Genomic DNA, 17,651 nt, shown 5'->3' on the forward strand with positions numbered 1-17,651 from the left:
AAACTTGTGGCCGGGCGAAGTGCCACGGGATTGTGGCGTCCGAGCGGCGGTGAAGTCGTGCCGATCGGGGGATATTGCGGCGCTGCGCGGCATCTGTGCCGTGTGGCCTGCAACGTGTTCCGCGCTACGCGGTTGTTCCATCCGGTGACCTTCACCGGGTCGCGCCGATTCGGAATCTTCCGGTTCGTCGCGTGTATCTGCGGCACCGAATGCGGGGTGCCGGCTCAAAGGGTTCGGGGGAGCCTAGCGGCGGTTTTTTTTCGCGGCAAGTGCCTGAGGGCTTCGATTCAACGTTCGCTCATACAAAATGCATACAAAAATGAACAGCTGTTCACGCTAGCGCGACGATGCGCACATCAATTCTCCCAGCGACGCTGAATGCGTAACGAAAGTTCATCATCGAGTTGCAACGCAGCATGCTCTGCGAGCGTCGATGCGGTGTCGTCGTTCAATACGGCGAGTGCTTCGATGTCGTTGTCGTTGCCGATGACTTCGAGCAACACGCCGACGTCGTTGCCGTTGCTGCGCAATGTATCGCCTGGCGTTGCGTCACGTGTCAGATGGACGTTGCACAGATGCCGTTTGTGTCCGCCGCGCCAGTGCAGGCGCGCGACGATTTCCTGGCCGGGGTAGCAACCCTTGTCGATCGCGATGGCCTGCAGTCGATGCAAGGACAGTGCGGATGGCAGCAAGGTATCGAGCGTGGAAGGCGGTAGCCACGGCCAGCCGAATTGCAGTTGAGGCAGGCGCCAATTCGAGTCGCCTTCGCCGTCGGTGCCGACGCGCAGGCTGTGCGTGCCGCAACCTAGCGTGATGTCGTTCGATGCGATGCGCACTTCGTGCAACGGCAATCCCGCATCGGTGGACAGGATTCGCCATGGCGAAGCCGTGATCGTGAGCTTGGAGCGGAACACGTAGCGACGCAGTGCCTCGCCGAGTGCCTCCGCTTCGCCGCCGCGCAGCAGCAGCAGCAGGCGCTGTTCGTCGAGGCGCGCGAGATGGAACAGCGAGCGCACGCGGCCCTGCGCATTCAGCCATGCGCTGAACTGCCATGCGCCGACGGCGAGCGACTGGACGTTGCTGCTGAATTGCGCGTGCGCGAAGGCAAGTGCGTCGGGGCCTTCGATCAGCAGGGTTTCGGCGGGGCAGGGAGTCGGCATAGGCGCATCAAGATGTGGGTTGCGATGCCGGAGCGCAAGTCGCCGCGACCTTCGTCAAGGTTGTGCGGCATTGCGGCAAGTATTAATCTCCCGCAGCTTGCGATGACCATGTCCGACACTTCCCGCCCAACCGAATCCAGTCCCGTTTCCGCTCCGGCGGACACCGTGGCCGTGCCCGCGCAACCTGCGGGGGAGAAGGCGGCGACGGAGCGGCCGGCGCTCGATCCCACCCGCTACGGCGATTGGGAGAAGAACGGGCGCTGCATCGATTTCTGATGCGTCGCGCGGCGGCATGCGTCGTCGCGCGGGGGCGGTTCGGCTTGGCAGGCAGTATCAGCGATTCCACTTCAGGATAGCCGCCATGGCAGACACGCGACGACCGCTCTCTCCGCATCTACAGATCTATAAGTGGCAAGTGCAGATGGTGACTTCCATCCTGCATCGCGCCACCGGCATCGCGTTGGCCGTGGGCACGCTGGTGGTGGTGTGGGGCCTGCTCTCGCTGGCCGCGGGCGAGGCCGCCTTCGACCAGTTCAAGGTCTGCATGGGCAGCCCGCTGGGCATGATCCTGCTGATCGGTTGGAGTTGGGCGCTGTTCTACCACCTGTGCAACGGCATCCGTCACCTGCTGCAGGACACCGGCGCGGGCTACGCGATTCCGCAGTTCGTGCGTTCGAGCTGGTTGTCGATCGTCGTCAGCCTGGTGCTGGTGGTCCTCGTCTGGGGTTACGTGCTGACCGCCGGAGGTGCCGCATGAGCGCGAACGCGAAAGACCTGCGCAATCCGCTGAAGCGCGCGCGCGGTTTCGGTTCCGCGCAGTCGGGCGTGGGGCACTGGTGGACGCAGCGCATCACCGCTGCCGCCCTGGTCCTGCTCGGCCTGTGGTTCGTGATCACGGTGCTGTCGCTCGCGCACGCCGATTACGCCGCGGCGAAGGCCATGGTGGCGAAGCCGTGGAATGCGCTGCTGCTGATCCTGTTCGTGGCCACCATGTTCTGGCACGCCGTACTCGGCCTGCAGGTGGTGATCGAAGACTACGTGCACACCCGCTGGAAGGAAGTGGTCCTGCTGGTGGCGATCAAGTTCCTCGCGGTGCTGGGCGCGCTCGCGGGCGTGCTGGCCGTGCTGCGCATCGCTTTGGGAGTGTGAGATCGTGGAAAGCTACAAGATCCAGCAGCACAAGTTCGACGTAATCGTGGTCGGCGCCGGTGGCGCGGGCCTGCGCGCCACCTTCGGCCTGGCCGAGAAGGGCCTGAAGACCGCGTGCATCACCAAGGTGTTTCCCACGCGCTCGCACACCGTGGCGGCGCAGGGCGGCATCGCCGCCGCGCTCGGCAACATGGGCGAGGACGACTGGCGCTTCCACTTCTACGACACCATCAAGGGTTCGGACTGGCTGGGCGACCAGGACGCGATCGAGTACATGTGCCGCGAGGCCATCCCCTCGATCTACGAACTGGAACACTACGGCGTGCCGTTCTCGCGCACGGACGAAGGCCGCATCTACCAGCGCCCGTTCGGCGGCATGACCACGCATTACGGCAAGGGCACCGCGCAACGCACCTGCGCCGCGGCCGACCGCACCGGCCACGCCATCCTGCACACGCTGTACCAGCAGGCGCTGGCGCACGACGCCACCTTCTTCATCGAATACTTCGCCATCGACCTGATCTTCGACGACGAAGGCGTCTGCCGCGGCGTGCTAGCGCTGGACATGAACGAGGGCACGCTGCACCTGTTCCGCGGCCAGGCCGTGGTGTTGGCTACCGGCGGCTACGGTCGCGCCTACTTCAGCGCCACCTCGGCGCATACCTGTACCGGCGACGGCGGCGGCATGGTGCTGCGCGCGGGTCTGGCGCTGCAGGACCTGGAGTTCGTGCAGTTCCATCCCACCGGCATCTACGGCGCGGGCTGCCTGATCACCGAGGGCGTGCGCGGCGAGGGCGGTTACCTCACCAACTCCAACGGCGAGCGTTTCATGGAGCGCTATGCGCCCAGCGCGAAGGACCTGGCCTCGCGCGACGTGGTCAGCCGCGCCATCACCATCGAGGTGCGCGAAGGCCGCGGCGTGGGCGAGCACAAGGACCACGCCTTCCTCAACCTGATGCACCTCGGCCCCGAGGTGATCCACGAGCGCCTGCCCGGCATCGCCGAATCGGCGCGCATCTTCGCCGGCGTGGACGTGACCAAGGAGCCGATCCCGATCCTGCCCACGGTGCACTACAACATGGGCGGCATCCCGACCAACTACCACGGCGAAGTGGTGCAGAAGAAGGGCGACGACGTGGACGCCGTGGTGCCGGGCCTGTTCGCCATCGGCGAAGCGGCCTGCGTGTCCGTGCACGGCGCCAACCGCCTGGGTTCCAACTCGCTGCTCGACCTGGTGGTGTTCGGCCGCGCGGTGTCGCACCGCTGCGCCGAGATCATCAAGCCGGGCGCGGCGCACAAGGACCTTCCGGCCAGTGCGCTGGACAAGGCGCTGGCCCGCTTCGACGGCCTGCGCAACGCCAACGGCGAACTGCCGACCGCGACGATTCGTCTCGACATGCAGCGCACCATGCAGTCCGACGCCGCGGTGTTCCGCACCGGCGACACGCTGAAGGAAGGCTGCGCCAAGATCGACGCCGTGCACGCCTCGTTCAAGCACGTGCGCACCAGCGACCGTTCGCTGGTGTGGAACTCCGACCTGATCGAGACGCTGGAACTGGCCAACCTGCTCGACCAGGCGGTGGGCACCATGCATTCCGCCGAGCAGCGCACGGAAAGCCGCGGCGCCCACGCGCGCGAGGACTTCCCCGACCGCGACGACCACAACTGGCAGAAGCACACCATGGTCAAGGTGGACGAGAACGGCAAGGTCGGCTTCGACTTCCGCCCGGTGCACATGTACACCCTGACCGACGAGGTCGAGGTGGTGCCGCCGAAGAAGCGCGTTTACTGATGTCGAAAACATCCGCCACCGTGCTCCCCGGTTGTGTTGCGGCCGCGGCCTTGTTGGCCTCGGGCAGTGCGGCTGCGGGTTGGCAATCAGGAGATACGCGACTTCCCGGCACGCCGGTGGTAGCGCATGCTCCTGATGGATGGGTGTGCTCCGCGGATGGTGGCTCTTTTTTCGAAGGCACGACCGTCAGCTTATTGTCATGCCTCCCAAAGGGAGGCGGCATCAGTTTTGATCTGCAGAAAATAGTGGGAAGCCATCGCCCTGCATCCATCGAGGCCTACATGCGAGAACTGCTGTCCAGGGCTGCCGCGCAGCCCAGTTCTTTTGCAAGCTTGCCGCAACGATTCGAGGTTGCCGGTCGCCCTGCAGTGGAATCGGCATCACGTGGCCACGCCTTTCTGGACACTTTCGGTATCGGTAACGCGAAAAGTTCGACCGTAGAGATGATTTCCGATACGACCGTGGTCGAGGATCATGGTGAGTTCTACCAGTGTTCGTTCTCGGCAATGCCCATGCAATACACGGATGCCGTGCGCCAGACCTACCGAAATTTTTGTAATTCCATCACCTTCGACGGGCCTTAACGCCTTCGGGAATCGTTGTCATGGCAGAGTTTTCGCTACCCAAAAATTCCAAGATCCAGCCCGGCAAGCACTTCCCGGCGAAGGATGCGAAGAAGCCGCGCACCTTCCGCATCTACCGCTGGAACCCGGACGACGGACAGAACCCGCGCATCGACACCTACGAGGTGGACATGGCCGCGTGCGGCCCGATGGTTCTGGACGCGCTGCTGAAGATCAAGAACGAGATCGACCCCACGCTCACGCTGCGCCGCTCGTGCCGCGAAGGCATCTGCGGCTCGTGCGCGATGAACATCGACGGCACCAACACGTTGGCGTGCATCTGCGCCGTCGACAGCGTGGCGAAGGGCGACGTGAAGATCTACCCGCTGCCGCACATGCCGGTGGTGAAGGACCTGGTGCCGGATCTCACGCACTTCTACGCCCAGTTCGCCTCGATCAGGCCGTGGATGCGCACGCAGAGCGCCAAGCCGGACCGCGAACGCCTGCAGTCGCCGGAAGACCGCAAGAAGCTCGACGGCCTGTACGAGTGCATCCTGTGCGCCTGCTGCTCCACGAGCTGCCCCAGCTACTGGTGGAACGGTGACCGCTACCTCGGTCCGGCCATCCTGCTGCAGGCCTACCGCTGGATCGTGGACAGCCGCGACGAGGATACCGGCGCCCGCCTGGACGACCTGGAAGACCCGTTCAAGCTGTACCGCTGCCACACCATCATGAATTGCGCGCGCACCTGCCCGAAGGGTCTCAACCCGGCCAAGGCGATCGCGGAGATCAAGAAGCTGATGGTGGAGCGCCGCGCGTAAGAAAACGTCGCCGCTCGCGGCGATACCGTTTCCCTTCTCCCCGCCGGGGAGAAGGTGCCCGCAGGGCGAATGAGGGGCGGGGCTCGCGGGAAAGCTGATAGAAGGAAGCTTTCGATGATGGCTAGCCGCAAGATGGACCCCTCACCCCAACCCTCTCCCCGCAGGGGAGAGGGAGCAAAGGAGGCGCTTCGCGCGCGTTGATCCCACCATGGACGCAGCCCGCATCAAGCGCCTCCGCTGGCGCACCCGCCGCGGCACCCGGGAGCTCGACGCGCTGTTCGGCGGCTGGCTGGACGAAGCCTTTCCGCAGGCCGACGAGGCGCAGCAGCAGGCCTTCGACGAATTGCTCGACGTGCAGGACCCGGACCTGTGGGACTGGGTGATGGGGCACGCGAAAGCGCCGCGCACGGACTGGCAGGCGATCATCGATGACATCCGCGCCCGCCATCGGCTTTGAATACCGCCCCTCGCGCTGGCTGCCGCGCCTGCTGTGGTCGCTGGCGGTGCTCGCCTTGCTCGCCCTTGCTTCGTGCGGCCTGCCCTGGTGGCTGAAGCTGCCGTTGGCGATGCTGGCGATCCTGCCGGTGTTGCATGCCGTGCAGTGCCATCGTGCTTCGCCGGTGAAGGCAGCCGGCTGGAGCGGCGAGGGCGGCTGGAGCCTGCGCCTTGCCGACCGCAGCGATGCGCCGGCCAGCCTGACATCGTTCCGCGTGCTGGGCGGATGCATCTTGCTGCGCCTGCGCGCGGCCTCGCTGGGCGAACAGGTACTGCTGCTGGCACCTGACAACAGCGATGCGGACACCCGCCGTCGCCTGCGCATGCGGCTGGCCACGCTGCGGCCCGGCGAAGCCCGCGCCTGAATCCCGGACCATGCCGGCACTTTGCGATGCCTGCGTTGTCCCAGCGAATGCCGGATAATGCCGGCTATGTCGGGCGCGCCGCCCACCACCTTCGATTGCGACCCCTTATGTTCCGACCGCTAGAGCTTTTCATCGGCCTGCGCTATACCCGCGCCAAGCGTCGCAATCAGTTCATCTCCTTCATCTCCGCCGTTTCCATCGTGTGCATCTCGATCAGCGTGATCGCGCTGATCACGGTGATGTCGGTGATGAACGGCTTCGGCTATCAGATGAAGACGCGCATCCTCGGCGCGATCTCGCACGCCACTATTTCCGGCATCGGCCAGAGCATCGAGGATTGGCCTCGCGCGTTGAAGATCGCCCAGGCCAACCCGCATGTGGTGGGTGCCGCGCCCTATGTAGAAATCAACGCGCTGCTGCAGGGCCGCGGGGCCGCGCCGGCATTGGCGCGCGGCATCGATCCTGCGCTGGAACCCAAGGTGGTGGATATTGGCCAACACATGGTGCATGGCAAGCTTGATGAGCTGACGCCTGGCAGCTGGAACATCGTACTGGGACAGGATCTTGCCACCCAGCTCGGAGTAGGCATCGGTGATGAAGTAAGGATGGTGGTGCCCGAATTGCGCGCCACCCCGTTTGGTGCCGTCCCCCGCTTGCGCGGCTTCCATGTGGTGGGCACCTTCACCATGGGTATGGAGCAGTTCGACTCCGGCCTCGCACTGATCAACATCCAGGACGCCGAGAAGCTCAACAGCCAAAGCGGCCCCAGCGGCATCCGCCTGAAGCTGGACGATCTCCTCAATGCGCGGCCTGTGGCGCGCGAGCTGGCCGATCAACTGGGTCAGATCTACCAAATACAGACCTGGGAGCAGACCAATGCCAATCTGTTCTCGGCGCTGTCGATGGAAAAGAAGGTGATGGGCATCATCCTTGCGCTGATCATCCTGGTGGCGGTGATCAATCTGATCTCGATGCTGATGATGCTGGTCACCGACAAGCAGGCCGATATCGCCATCCTGCGCACGCTGGGCGCCACGCCGATGAGCGTGATGGGCATGTTCATGGTGCAGGGATTGCTGGTGGGCCTGGTCGGCATCGGCTTCGGCGTGGGCCTGGGTTCCCTGCTGTCATGGAAGCTTCCGGGCATCGTGAAGGTGATCGAACACGTGTTCCACGTGCAGTTTTTGTCGCCGGACGTGTACTACATCAGCGAGGTGCCCAGCCGGCTGGAGCTGCACGACGTGATCTGGGTGGCGCTGGTCACCTTCGCGTTCTCGCTGCTGGCGACCCTGTATCCCGCGTGGCGCGCCTCGCGCACGCAGCCGGCGCAGGCGCTGCGCTATGAGTGAGAAGCATCCGATGCCGTCGAACACGCCCGTGCTACGCGCCACCCGCGTGGCCAAGACCTACGCCGAAGGCGGCCTGCGCACCGAGGTGCTCGCCGATGTCAGCTTCGAGCTGAAGCGTGGCGAGACCATGGCCATCGTGGGCGCCTCTGGCACAGGGAAGAGCACCTTGCTGCACATTCTCGGCGGTCTGGACACGCTGAGCGCGGGCGAGGTGGAGGTGGATGGCCGCCTGCTTTCCTCGTTGTCCGACGCCGAACGCGGCCGTGTTCGCAACCGCTCGCTGGGTTTCGTCTACCAGTTCCATCATCTGCTGCCCGAGTTCACCGCGCTGGAGAACGTGTGCATGCCGCTGTTGATCCGCGGTACGGCAATAGCCGACGCGCGCAAGCAGGCGTCGGCATTGCTTGAGCGCGTGGGTCTCGCTGCACGCATTGACCACAAGCCGGCCGAGCTTTCCGGCGGGGAGCGCCAGCGCTGCGCGGTGGCGCGTGCCCTGGTGACCAAACCTGCCTGTGTGCTGGGTGATGAACCCACTGGCAATCTTGACGAAGGCAATGCGGCACAGGTTTATGAGTTGATGCTCGAACTCAACCGCGAGGTGGGTACCAGCTTCGTGCTGGTTACACATGACACGCGGTTGGCAGCGCGGATGGATCGCACGCTGGTGCTGCATGAAGGGGTGCTGCGTGAACAGATGCGCGGGTGAGGTTTTCTTCCCCTTCCTTTCGGGGATGCGGACGGATGGCCGCCCGAACCTTTCGTCTCCATGGTTCGGCTTGTCCGCGGCGGCCTTTCGTGCAGCTGCCGGTGTTCGTGTTCCTTCGCATTGCGTAGCCCATGTCGCAGCACCCGTCGGCACGGCTGCGTAGCGGCCACATCGCGCCGCATCCAGGCATTGAAGGCGTCACGCCCGTTATCTGTCCGGCTTTCGGCGGGGCGTAGCCCTACACGCTTTTCGTCCGGCCCCTCGTCGTAGGCGCGTTAGCCTCGATCGACCCATTGGGCATCGGTTGGGATATGGCGCTGGCCTTCGACAAACCGCTCGCCGCGACGCTGGCGGCTCCCGCTTTGCTGCTTGGCGTGCTGCTCGTGCAATGGCTGCCGGTGTTGCCGCCACGTTGGCTGTCGATGCTGACGATGCTCCCCGTCATCACGGCATTCTGGCGCTGGCCGCGTTGGCGGCTGCCGTTGTGTTGTTGCGCAGGTGCGCTGTGGGCGATGGTCTGGGGGGCAGGGGCGATGGATGCGCGATTGCCGCGCGATCTGGAAGGTCGCGATTTCGTGGTGACCGGCCGCGTCGTGGAGTTGCCGCTGCTGCGCGAAGATGCGACGCGCTTCGTGCTGTATGTCGACAGCGCCACACTGGATGGCAAGGCCGCATTCTTGCGCGGTCGCGTGACGGTGTCGTGGTACAACGACGCGCCACCGATTGCGCCGTGCGAACGCTGGCGCCTGCAGCTGAGGCTGAGGCGCCCACGCAGCCTGCTGGGCCCCGGCGCACCGGATGGCGAACGCATGGCTTTGCAACGCCGCCTGGTTGCTACCGGCTACGTGCGCGAAGACGCTGCGAATGGCCGGCTCGGCCGTGCGGCATGGTGCGTGGATGGCGTGCGCGAGGCGGTCGCGCGCGGCATCGCGGCGCGGGTCGACGATCCGCATGATGCTGCGTTGTTGCAGGCCTTTTCGGTAGGCGACACGCGCGGTCTGGATCAGGATGACTGGGAAGTGGCGCGCGCCAACGGCATCCCGCACCTGATCTCGATCTCCGGCTTCCACGTGGGCGTGGTGGCGATGATCGGCGCATGGCTGCCTGGCGCGCTGTACCTGCTCTGGCCGGGATTGGCCCTGAGGCTGCCACGCGTGCAAATGCAGGCTGCGAGTGCGCTGCTGATGGCGGCGATGTACAGCACGCTGGCCGGCCTCGGCCTCCCCACGGTGCGCACCTTGTTGATGATCGCGGTGGTGGCGTTGGCACGCTGTTCACGGCGTGGCGGCAGCGGCGCGCATTCATTGGCGCTGGCGATGATCGCGATACTCGCATTCGATCCGCTGGCGGTTCTGGCAGCGGGCTTCTGGCTGTCGTTCACCGGCGTGGCGTTGCTGATGCTGTGCCTGCAATCGCGCGAACGCGGCTTGCGCGCCTTTCTGCGCGAACTCACGGCGGGGCAGTTGCTGATGACGGTGTCGCTGCTGCCGCTGACGTTGTGGTTCTTTGGCGAGGCTTCGCTGGTAGGCGCGCTGTCCAACCTCGTTGCCGTGCCGTTCGTGAGTTTCGTGGTCGTGCCTTGTGCGCTGCTGGGCACCGTGCTGCTGGGCCTGTGCCCGTCATGGGCCACGCCGGTGCTCTGGCTGGCGGCGAAACTCGCCCACGCACAATGGTGGCTGCTGGAGCACATGGCGACGTGGCCGGGCGCGCACTGGTACCTGCCCGAAGTACAGCCGTGGGCGTTGCTGCTGGCCACGCTGGGCGCACTCTGGCTGTTCCTGCCGCGGGGCATGCCGCTGCGCGCGCTGGGTCTCCTGCTGTTCCTGCCGTTGCTGTGGCCTCCGTTGCCGCAGCCGGCTGCCGGCGCTTTCGAGGCCTGGGTGCTGGATGTGGGGCAGGGCCTGTCGGTGCTGTTGCGCACCCGTCACCATGCCTTGCTGTACGACACCGGGGCGCGTTATCCCTCGGGCTATGATCTGGGCGAGGCGGCGGTGCTGCCGGCCATTCGCGCCCTGGGCATCGCGCGGCTCGACATGCTGATGGTGAGCCACGCGGACAACGATCATGCCGGCGGGGCCGATGGCGTAGTGGCCGCGTTTCCGCAGGCGCTGCGCTATGCGGGCGAACCCGGACGCATGTCCGTACCCATGCAGGCCTGCATGGCCGGTCAGGCCTGGACGTGGGATGGCGTGCGCTTCCGCGTATTGCACCCGGCAGCGAACGTGGGAGACAGGGACAACGACCGCTCCTGCGTGCTGCTGGTGGAGGGCGCGGGCGGCGCCCTGCTGCTTACCGGAGACATTAGCTCGAAGGCCGAGCCGGCCGTGGCGGACGCGTTGGGCGAAAGTCCCTCGCCCGTGCTGCTGGTACCCCATCATGGTAGCAAGGCCTCTTCCGGCGCGGATTTCATCGACGCCGTGGCCCCGCCGCTCGCCGTCGTCTCGGCCGGCTGGCGCAACCGCTTCGGCCATCCGAAACCGGAGGTGCTGGCGCGCTATGCGGCGGCGGGCGTGCCGGTGCTGAACACCGCCGACGGTGGCACGATCGCCCTGGACTTTCCCGCCGACGGTCCGACCCGGGTGATGGCGCAATGGCGCCTGCGCGCTCCGCGCTACTGGCGCGAGCGGCCTTGATTTGCGGACTGCCATACCCACCACGGAACCGTGCGGGCCGGCTGCTATGATGCGGCCTCTTCGGTTGCAAGTCCGGTGGAACGAACGTGCTCGATATCCTGATGGCTGGCGGTTGGGCGATGCTGCCCATCCTGGTGTGCTCGCTGGTGGCGCTCGCGATCGTGCTGGAGCGTTGCTGGACGCTGCGGCGCGCGGCCGTGCTGCCGCCGGGGCTGGGCGAGGAAGTGCGCCAGTGGGCGCGTTCCGGCCAGCTCGACCCCAGCCACCTGGAAGCGCTGTCCAACGGTTCGCCGCTGGGCGAACTGCTGGCCGCCGCGCTGGCGGTGCGCGGCCAGTCGCGCGACATCATCAAGGAGCGCATCGAGGACACCGGTCGCCACGTGGTGCACCGGATGGAGCGCTACCTCAACACCCTGGGCACCATCGCGCTGATCGGCCCGCTGCTGGGCCTGTTCGGCACGGTGATCGGCCTGATCCGCATGTTCATGCAGGTGATGGCCGGCGGCATCGGCGATCCGGCGAAGATGGCCGGCGGTATCGGCGAGGCGCTGATCTGCACTGCATCCGGCCTCACCGTGGCGATCCCCGCCTACGTGCTGCATCGCTGGCTGCGTTCGCGCGTGGCCGGCTATTGCGTGCAGATGGAAAAGCAGGCCACCGCGCTGCTCGACGAACTGACCCTCGCTGCGCCCGCACCGTCGCCGCGCGCGCGCCGCGCCGCCGCCGCGGCTGCCGCGTCGGCCCCTGACGCAGGCTGATTCCATGCGCATCGGCAACGACCGCCGCCGTGACGAGTTCGAGATCAACGTGGTGCCGTTGATCGACGTGCTGCTCACGCTGCTGATGTTCTTCGTGCTCACCAGCACTTTCGTCCAGCACTCGCGCATGCAGGTCACTCTGCCCAACGCCAGCGCGCAGGACCAGGACATGAACGCCCCCGCGCTCATCATCACGGTGGGCCGCGACGGCCGTTACTGGGTGGGCAGCGACGCGGTGCCGGGCGAAGGCATCGACATCCTCAAGCAGGTGATCGAGCGCAACGCCAACGGCAACCACGATCAATCCGTGACGATACGCGCCGACGCGCAGTCCTCGCACCAGAGCGTGGTGACCGCGATGGATGCGCTGGGCCAGCTCGGCTTCACGCGCCTGTCGATCGCCACCACGCCGACGCAGCCGGGTGCGGCGCAGTGAGCAGCAAGAATCCGGTGTGGGATGCGGAATCCTGGCGCATCTACAAGCGGCTGCTGGGATATACGAAGCGCTATTGGGTGATTGGCGTCGTCACCCTGATCGGCATGGCGGTGGACGGTGGCGGCCTGGCCGCCTTCACCCAGAAGCTGCGGCCGATGATCGACGACCTGTTCGCGAAGAAGGACCCGTACCTGATCTTCTGGATGCCGATCTGGATCGTGGGCATTTTCGCGGTGCGCGGCATCGGCACCTATGTCAGCAGCTACGGCATCTCCTACATCGGTCGGAACGTGGTGCAGGCGATGCAGACCGATGTGTTTGCCGCTTACCTGCGCCTGCCGGCTACGTTCTTCGGCAATGAGCCCTCCGGCCAGCAGATTTCGCGCATCACCTACACCAGCGAGCAGGTGGCCGCGGCCTCCACCGATGCGGTGAAGGTCGTGGTGACCGAAGGCGTCACCGTGATCGGCATGCTGTATGTGATGCTGCATAACAGCGCCTACCTCTCGCTGGCCCTGCTGGTGATGGTGCCGGCCATCGCCCTGATCGCCACCGCAGTCAGCCGCCGCTATCGCCAGATCAGCCGGCGCATCCAGAACTCGATGGGATCGGTGACCGGTACGGTGGAAGAGTCGGTCGGCGCTCACCGGGAGGTGCGCATCTACGGCGGCCAGCCGCACGAGGCGCATCGTTTTGGCGAAGTCACGCACCGCGCGCGGCGGCTCAACCTCAAGATTGCCGCCACCAATGCGTTTTCCAGCACCGCGATCCAGACCGTAGCGGCCTTTGCGCTGGCGGTGCTGGTGTACCTGGCGACGCGGCCGGACGTGATCAACAGCATCTCGCCGGGTGTGTTTGTCACCGTGCTCACCGCGATGGGGGCGATGATGCCGTCGCTGAAGCGGCTCGCCAATGTGCAGGCGAACATCCAGCGCGGCCTATCCGCGTCCGAAGATCTCTTCGAGGTGATGGACCGGCCCCCGGAAACCGATCGCGGCGTGCGCGAGCTCGTGCGCACGCGTGGCGACCTGCGCTTCGAAGCCGTGCGTCTCACCTATGCAAGCAACGAATTCGAGGCGTTGCGCGGCGTGAACCTGCATTGCGCACCGGGCACGGTCACCGCGCTGGTGGGACGCTCGGGCAGCGGCAAGAGCAGCCTGGTGAGCCTGTTGCCGCGCTTCAACGAGCTCAGCGACGGGCGCATCGTGCTGGATGGCGAGAACTACGAGGATTACACGCTGGCGTCGTTGCGCAAGCAGATCGCGTGGGTGGGGCAGAGCGTGGTGCTGTTCGACGACACCGTGGCCAACAACATCGCCTATGGCGAGCTGGCCGGCGCCAGCGAGGCCGAGATCGTGGCCGCGGCGGAAGCCGCGAACGCGATGGAATTCATCGAGCGCCTGCCCAAGGGCATCCATACCCACATCGGCGAGCGCGGCAACACCCTGTCGGGCGGCCAGCGCCAGCGCATCGCGATCGCCCGCGCCATTCTCAAGAACGCGCCGATCCTGGTGCTGGACGAGGCCACCAGCGCGCTGGATACCGAATCCGAGCGCCTGATCCAGCAGGCGCTGCAGAAGCTGATGCGCGACCGCACCACGCTGGTGATCGCGCATCGCCTCTCCACCATCGAAGGCGCCGACCAGATCGCGGTGATGGAACAGGGCCGCATCGTGGAGCGCGGCAGCCATGCCGAACTGCTGGCGATGGGCGGCCACTACGCCGCGTTGCATCGCATGCAGTTCCACGACGCGAACCTCGGCAGCGACTGAGGCTTCCCGAATGACGGTTGCCGACACACTCGTCGAAGCGTGGTACGGCAAGCGCCCAAGCCCGTGGTGGACATGGCCGCTGGCTGGGCTGTACGGCGCGCTCACGGCATGGCGCCGCGCGCTGTATCGCAGCGGCATCCTGCGCAGCGTGCGCCTGCCTGTACCAGTGATCGTGATCGGTAACCTCACCGCCGGCGGCACCGGCAAGACACCACTTACCATCGAATTGGCGGAAGCACTGCGCGGGCGCGGCTTCCGCCCCGGTGTGGTAAGCCGTGGCCATGGCGGAACGCGGCGCGAGCCCATCTTGCTTGGTGAAGCGCCCGTTCCGGCCGAGGTCGGCGACGAGCCTTGCCTGATCCGTGCCAGCGGCGTGCCTGTAGCCGTGGGGCGCGATCGTCCGGCGGCGGCGCAATTGCTGGTGGCGGATGGCTGCGACGTGGTGATCGCCGACGACGGCCTGCAGCATTACCGCCTCGCCCGCGATGTCGAAATCTGCGTGATCGACGGTGCGCGCCGTTTCGGCAACGGCCGCCTGCTGCCTGCCGGTCCGCTGCGCGAACCGTTGCGTCGATTGGCGCGCACCGACTTGCGCGTTTGCAATGGCGGCACGCCGCAGGATGGCGAATACCCCATGCAACTGGCTGGCGGGGAAGCGGCGACGCTGGAGGGTGCGCATCGCCAACCGTTGCCGGCTTTCGCCGGCCAGCGCGTGCATGCGGTGGCGGCCATCGGCAATCCGTCGCGCTTCTTCGCCAGCCTGCGCGATGCCGGCATCGACGTGGTCGAACATGCCTTTCCCGACCACCACGCCTTCACCGCTGCGGATTTGGCTTTCGGCGACGATTTGCCGGTACTGATGACCGACAAGGATGCGGTGAAGTGCCAGGGCTTCGCGCAATCGCACTGGTGGCGCGTGCCGGTGCGCGCCGTGCTGCCGGCGGCGTTTGTCGATGCGGTGGCGGCCCGCTTGGCGCGTTACGCAGGGATCGCGCAACCGCCCCGATAGATCGTCCGGGCGAGCGATCCGCCGATCCAGTAGCAAAGTTCGGCGGGATGCTTCGCGTTCCACCGCACCAGGTCCGCGCGTTGCCCCACGGCCAGCGTGCCGCGGTCGTCCAGGCCCAGCGCGCGGGCCGCGTCGACCGTGATGGCGCGCAGGGCCTCCTCCGGTGTGAGCCGGAACAGCGTGCAGGCCATGTTCGCGGCCAGCCGCAGCGAAAGCAGGGGCGAGGTGCCGGGGTTGCAGTCGGTGGCGACGGCCATGGGTACGCCGTGTTCGCGCAGCGCGGCCACCGGCGGTAGCCGGGTTTCGCGCAGCGCATAGAACGCCCCGGGCAGCAGTACGGCCACGGTGCCTGCCTCGGCCATCGCCGCGATGCCGGTATCGCCGAGATGTTCCAGGTGATCGGCGGAGAGGCCGTGGAAGCTCGCCACCAACGCGGCACCGCCTTGGTCGGAGAGTTGTTCCGCATGCAGCTTCACCGGCAGGCCGAGCTGCGTGGCGCGTTCGAACAGCCGGCGCGTTTCGGCAGGCGTGAAGGCGATCTTCTCGCAGAACGCGTCCACCGCATCGATCAGTCCTTCGGCCGCAAGCTCAGGCAGCATGGTGTCGCACACCAGCGTCACGTAGTCGTCGCGCCGCTCTTTGTACTCGGGCGGCAGCGCATGCAGGCCGAGGAAGCTGGTGCGCACGGTGATACCGAGCTCGCTGCCGATGCGCCGGGCCACGCGCAGCATGCGCCGCTCGGTTTCCGTTTCCAGGCCGTAGCCGGACTTGATCTCCAGCGTGGTCACGCCGTCGGCGAGCAGGGCGCGGGCGCGCGGGAGCGATTGCGCAAACAGTTCGTCCTCGCTCGCGGCGCGCGTGGCGCGCACGCTGGAGACGATGCCGCCGCCGGCACGGGCGATGTCCTCGTAGCTGGCGCCGTTGAGGCGCATGTCGAATTCGTTGGCGCGGTTGCCGCCGAACACCAGATGGGTGTGGCAATCCACCAGTCCGGGCGTGAGCAGGGCGCCGCCGAGATCTTCGACGTGTGTGGCGCTCGCGCCAGGCGGAAGCTCGCGCATCGGGCCGATCCATGCGATGCGGCCATCGGCACAGGCGAGCGCGCCGTCCTCGATCAGACCGAACGGCATGTCGCCGGCGAAGCTCGCCAGGTTGGCGTGAGTGAGCAGAAGATCCCAGCGCGTTGGCATCACGAGTCTTCCGTCGTTTCGTCGGGGGCTGCCACCGGCTCGCCGTAAGCACTGGTGGTAACGGCATGTTCGGGTGTCGGCTGCGGCGCTTTTCCGTCGGCGTGCGCGTGCGCCAGCTGCTGATGCTCGAAGTCGCGCACCATGCGTTCGGCGAAATCCTTGTACACCGGCGTGGGACTGAAGATCGACGCCGCCGCGCGGGCGAGCAGGCAGGCGGCCATGATCGGTATCACCATGTCCTGGTTGTCGGTCAGTTCCATCGCGATCACTGCCGAGGTGAGCGGTGCGCCGGTGACGCCGGACAGATAGGCGCTCATGCCCAGCAGCACCACCGCAGCCTCCGGTGCGTGCGGTAGCAGATGGGCGATGTTGTGGCCGAGGCCCGCGCCGACGGCCAGCGCCGGCGAGAAGATGCCGCCCGGTATGCCGGCCCAGTACGAGACCACGTTGGCGAGCAGTTTGACGATGCCGAAGCTTTCGCCGGGCGTGGTCGAGGCTTCCTGCACGAAGGCGCGCGCCTGGTCGTAGCCGGTGCCGTAGACGCTGTTGTGCGAAAGCACGCCAATGACGGCCAGCGCCAGTCCGCAGCCACCGGCGAACAGCACCGGCCAGCGTGCGCGCAGCCGGCCGACCATGGCCAGCGGGCCGTTGCGGCTGAGCAGGATCAGCCGCGCGAACAGGCCGCCGAGCAGCCCGCAGACGACGCCGCACAGCAGCACCGCCAGCCAGGCATGCCCCAGCACCAGGCTGGTCTGCACTTCGCCGAAGTACGCGTAATTGCCCATGATGCCCAGCGATACCACGCCGCCCACGATCACCGCGGTCAGCAGCAGGCCGCTGAAGCGGTGCTCGAAGGTGCCGGCCAGTTCCTCGATGGCGAACACCACGCCGGCCAGCGGCGTGTTGAAGGCCGCCGCGATGCCCGCGGCGCCGCCGGCGAGGATGAAGCGCGAAGCAGCCTTGGGATCGGTGAAGCCGAAGCGGCGACCCAGCGAATAGAACAGACCCGCACCCACGTGCACGGTCGGGCCTTCGCGGCCGATCGAGGCGCCCACCGTGAGCGCGATCAGGGTCAGCAGCATCTTGCAGGCCGCGATCGGCAGCGCCAGCATGCGTTCGCGGAAGCCCTCGTCCTCGATGTGCATGGTGGCGATCACCTGGGGGATGCCGCTGCCGCGCGTGGCGCGCAGCCGCCCTTCGGTGGCCCAGGCCAGCAGCCCGAACACCACCGGCGTGACGAGCAGCGGTATCCACGAGCCATGCGCGAGGATGTGCTGGAACAGCGCATAGGCCCAGTTGCTGGCCTTGGCGAACAGGATCGCCGCCAGCGCCACCAGGATCGCACCGCTCCACAGCGCGATGCGCCGCTTCCATTGCATCGGGGCGAAGAACTCGTGGCCCAGCAAGGCCTGCAGGCGGGAACTGGATGGCTTCGGCGTGGGCTCGGACATCG

At 66.6% G+C, this 17,651-nt stretch carries 18 protein-coding genes; 15 read left to right on the forward strand and 3 right to left on the reverse strand.

Annotation, left to right across the window (positions count from 1 at the left end; genetic code table 11):
* Nucleotides 1-356: 356 nt before the first annotated feature.
* On the reverse strand, nucleotides 357-1,160 hold the full coding sequence (locus tag IHE46_RS12715) for a folate-binding protein YgfZ (RefSeq protein ID WP_192165011.1): 804 nt from the start codon (nucleotides 1,158-1,160) through the stop codon (nucleotides 357-359).
* A gap of 102 nt (nucleotides 1,161-1,262) precedes the next feature.
* On the opposite strand from IHE46_RS12715, the gene IHE46_RS12720 reads away from it, so the two are divergent.
* The 15 genes from IHE46_RS12720 to lpxK all read left to right on the forward strand — a co-directional run bounded on the left by IHE46_RS12720 (nucleotide 1,263) and on the right by lpxK (nucleotide 15,008).
* Entirely contained in the window at nucleotides 1,263-1,436 is a 174-nt protein-coding gene (locus tag IHE46_RS12720) for a DUF1674 domain-containing protein (RefSeq protein ID WP_225563034.1), read from the forward strand.
* 85 nt (nucleotides 1,437-1,521) lie between these two features.
* Nucleotides 1,522-1,917, forward strand: coding sequence for a succinate dehydrogenase, cytochrome b556 subunit (sdhC, locus tag IHE46_RS12725; protein ID WP_192165012.1), 396 nt, complete (start codon nucleotides 1,522-1,524; stop codon nucleotides 1,915-1,917).
* Nucleotides 1,914-2,309, forward strand: a complete 396-nt coding sequence (gene sdhD / locus IHE46_RS12730) for a succinate dehydrogenase, hydrophobic membrane anchor protein (RefSeq protein WP_192165013.1) — start codon at nucleotides 1,914-1,916, stop codon at nucleotides 2,307-2,309. The genes sdhC and sdhD overlap by 4 nt, the downstream gene beginning before the upstream one ends.
* A 4-nt stretch (nucleotides 2,310-2,313) precedes the next feature.
* The gene (gene sdhA, locus IHE46_RS12735; RefSeq protein WP_192165014.1) at nucleotides 2,314-4,101 is read left to right on the forward strand and encodes a succinate dehydrogenase flavoprotein subunit; all 1,788 of its coding nucleotides are present in this window, start codon (nucleotides 2,314-2,316) and stop codon (nucleotides 4,099-4,101) included.
* On the forward strand, nucleotides 4,101-4,685 hold the full coding sequence (locus IHE46_RS12740; protein WP_192165015.1) for a hypothetical protein: 585 nt from the start codon (nucleotides 4,101-4,103) through the stop codon (nucleotides 4,683-4,685). Before sdhA ends, IHE46_RS12740 begins: the two co-directional genes overlap by 1 nt.
* A 20-nt stretch (nucleotides 4,686-4,705) precedes the next feature.
* Complete coding sequence (locus tag IHE46_RS12745) at nucleotides 4,706-5,485, forward strand: succinate dehydrogenase iron-sulfur subunit (protein WP_192165016.1); 780 nt, start codon at nucleotides 4,706-4,708, stop codon at nucleotides 5,483-5,485.
* A gap of 208 nt (nucleotides 5,486-5,693) precedes the next feature.
* Nucleotides 5,694-5,942, forward strand: a complete 249-nt coding sequence (locus tag IHE46_RS12750) for a succinate dehydrogenase assembly factor 2 (protein WP_192165017.1) — start codon at nucleotides 5,694-5,696, stop codon at nucleotides 5,940-5,942.
* The gene (locus IHE46_RS12755) at nucleotides 5,914-6,345 is read left to right on the forward strand and encodes a protein YgfX (protein ID WP_192165018.1); all 432 of its coding nucleotides are present in this window, start codon (nucleotides 5,914-5,916) and stop codon (nucleotides 6,343-6,345) included. Before IHE46_RS12750 ends, IHE46_RS12755 begins: the two co-directional genes overlap by 29 nt.
* Before the next feature lie 107 nt (nucleotides 6,346-6,452).
* Complete coding sequence (locus tag IHE46_RS12760; RefSeq protein WP_192165019.1) at nucleotides 6,453-7,694, forward strand: lipoprotein-releasing ABC transporter permease subunit; 1,242 nt, start codon at nucleotides 6,453-6,455, stop codon at nucleotides 7,692-7,694.
* On the forward strand, nucleotides 7,687-8,400 hold the full coding sequence (gene lolD, locus IHE46_RS12765) for a lipoprotein-releasing ABC transporter ATP-binding protein LolD (protein ID WP_192165020.1): 714 nt from the start codon (nucleotides 7,687-7,689) through the stop codon (nucleotides 8,398-8,400). Before IHE46_RS12760 ends, lolD begins: the two co-directional genes overlap by 8 nt.
* A gap of 311 nt (nucleotides 8,401-8,711) precedes the next feature.
* Complete coding sequence (locus IHE46_RS12770) at nucleotides 8,712-11,033, forward strand: DNA internalization-related competence protein ComEC/Rec2 (protein ID WP_192165021.1); 2,322 nt, start codon at nucleotides 8,712-8,714, stop codon at nucleotides 11,031-11,033.
* 86 nt (nucleotides 11,034-11,119) lie between these two features.
* On the forward strand, nucleotides 11,120-11,791 hold the full coding sequence (locus tag IHE46_RS12775) for a MotA/TolQ/ExbB proton channel family protein (RefSeq protein ID WP_343230029.1): 672 nt from the start codon (nucleotides 11,120-11,122) through the stop codon (nucleotides 11,789-11,791).
* Between the two features lie 4 nt (nucleotides 11,792-11,795).
* The gene (locus IHE46_RS12780) at nucleotides 11,796-12,227 is read left to right on the forward strand and encodes a biopolymer transporter ExbD (RefSeq protein WP_192165022.1); all 432 of its coding nucleotides are present in this window, start codon (nucleotides 11,796-11,798) and stop codon (nucleotides 12,225-12,227) included.
* Entirely contained in the window at nucleotides 12,224-13,999 is a 1,776-nt protein-coding gene (gene msbA, locus IHE46_RS12785) for a lipid A export permease/ATP-binding protein MsbA (protein WP_343230030.1), read from the forward strand. Before IHE46_RS12780 ends, msbA begins: the two co-directional genes overlap by 4 nt.
* Nucleotides 14,000-14,009: 10 nt before the next feature.
* Nucleotides 14,010-15,008: a tetraacyldisaccharide 4'-kinase gene (lpxK, locus tag IHE46_RS12790; protein ID WP_192165023.1), complete on the forward strand. Its 999-nt coding sequence runs from the start codon at nucleotides 14,010-14,012 to the stop codon at nucleotides 15,006-15,008.
* Here lpxK and hutI read toward each other — a convergent pair.
* Nucleotides 14,978-16,201: an imidazolonepropionase gene (gene hutI / locus IHE46_RS12795; RefSeq protein WP_192165024.1), complete on the reverse strand. Its 1,224-nt coding sequence runs from the start codon at nucleotides 16,199-16,201 to the stop codon at nucleotides 14,978-14,980. The genes lpxK and hutI overlap by 31 nt on opposite strands.
* Nucleotides 16,198-17,649, reverse strand: a complete 1,452-nt coding sequence (locus IHE46_RS12800) for a chloride channel protein (RefSeq protein ID WP_192165025.1) — start codon at nucleotides 17,647-17,649, stop codon at nucleotides 16,198-16,200. The genes hutI and IHE46_RS12800 overlap by 4 nt, the downstream gene beginning before the upstream one ends.
* Nucleotides 17,650-17,651 lie beyond the last annotated feature (2 nt).

Source organism: Rhodanobacter sp. DHG33, from assembly GCF_014843005.1.
Lineage (GTDB): Bacteria > Pseudomonadota > Gammaproteobacteria > Xanthomonadales > Rhodanobacteraceae > Rhodanobacter_A.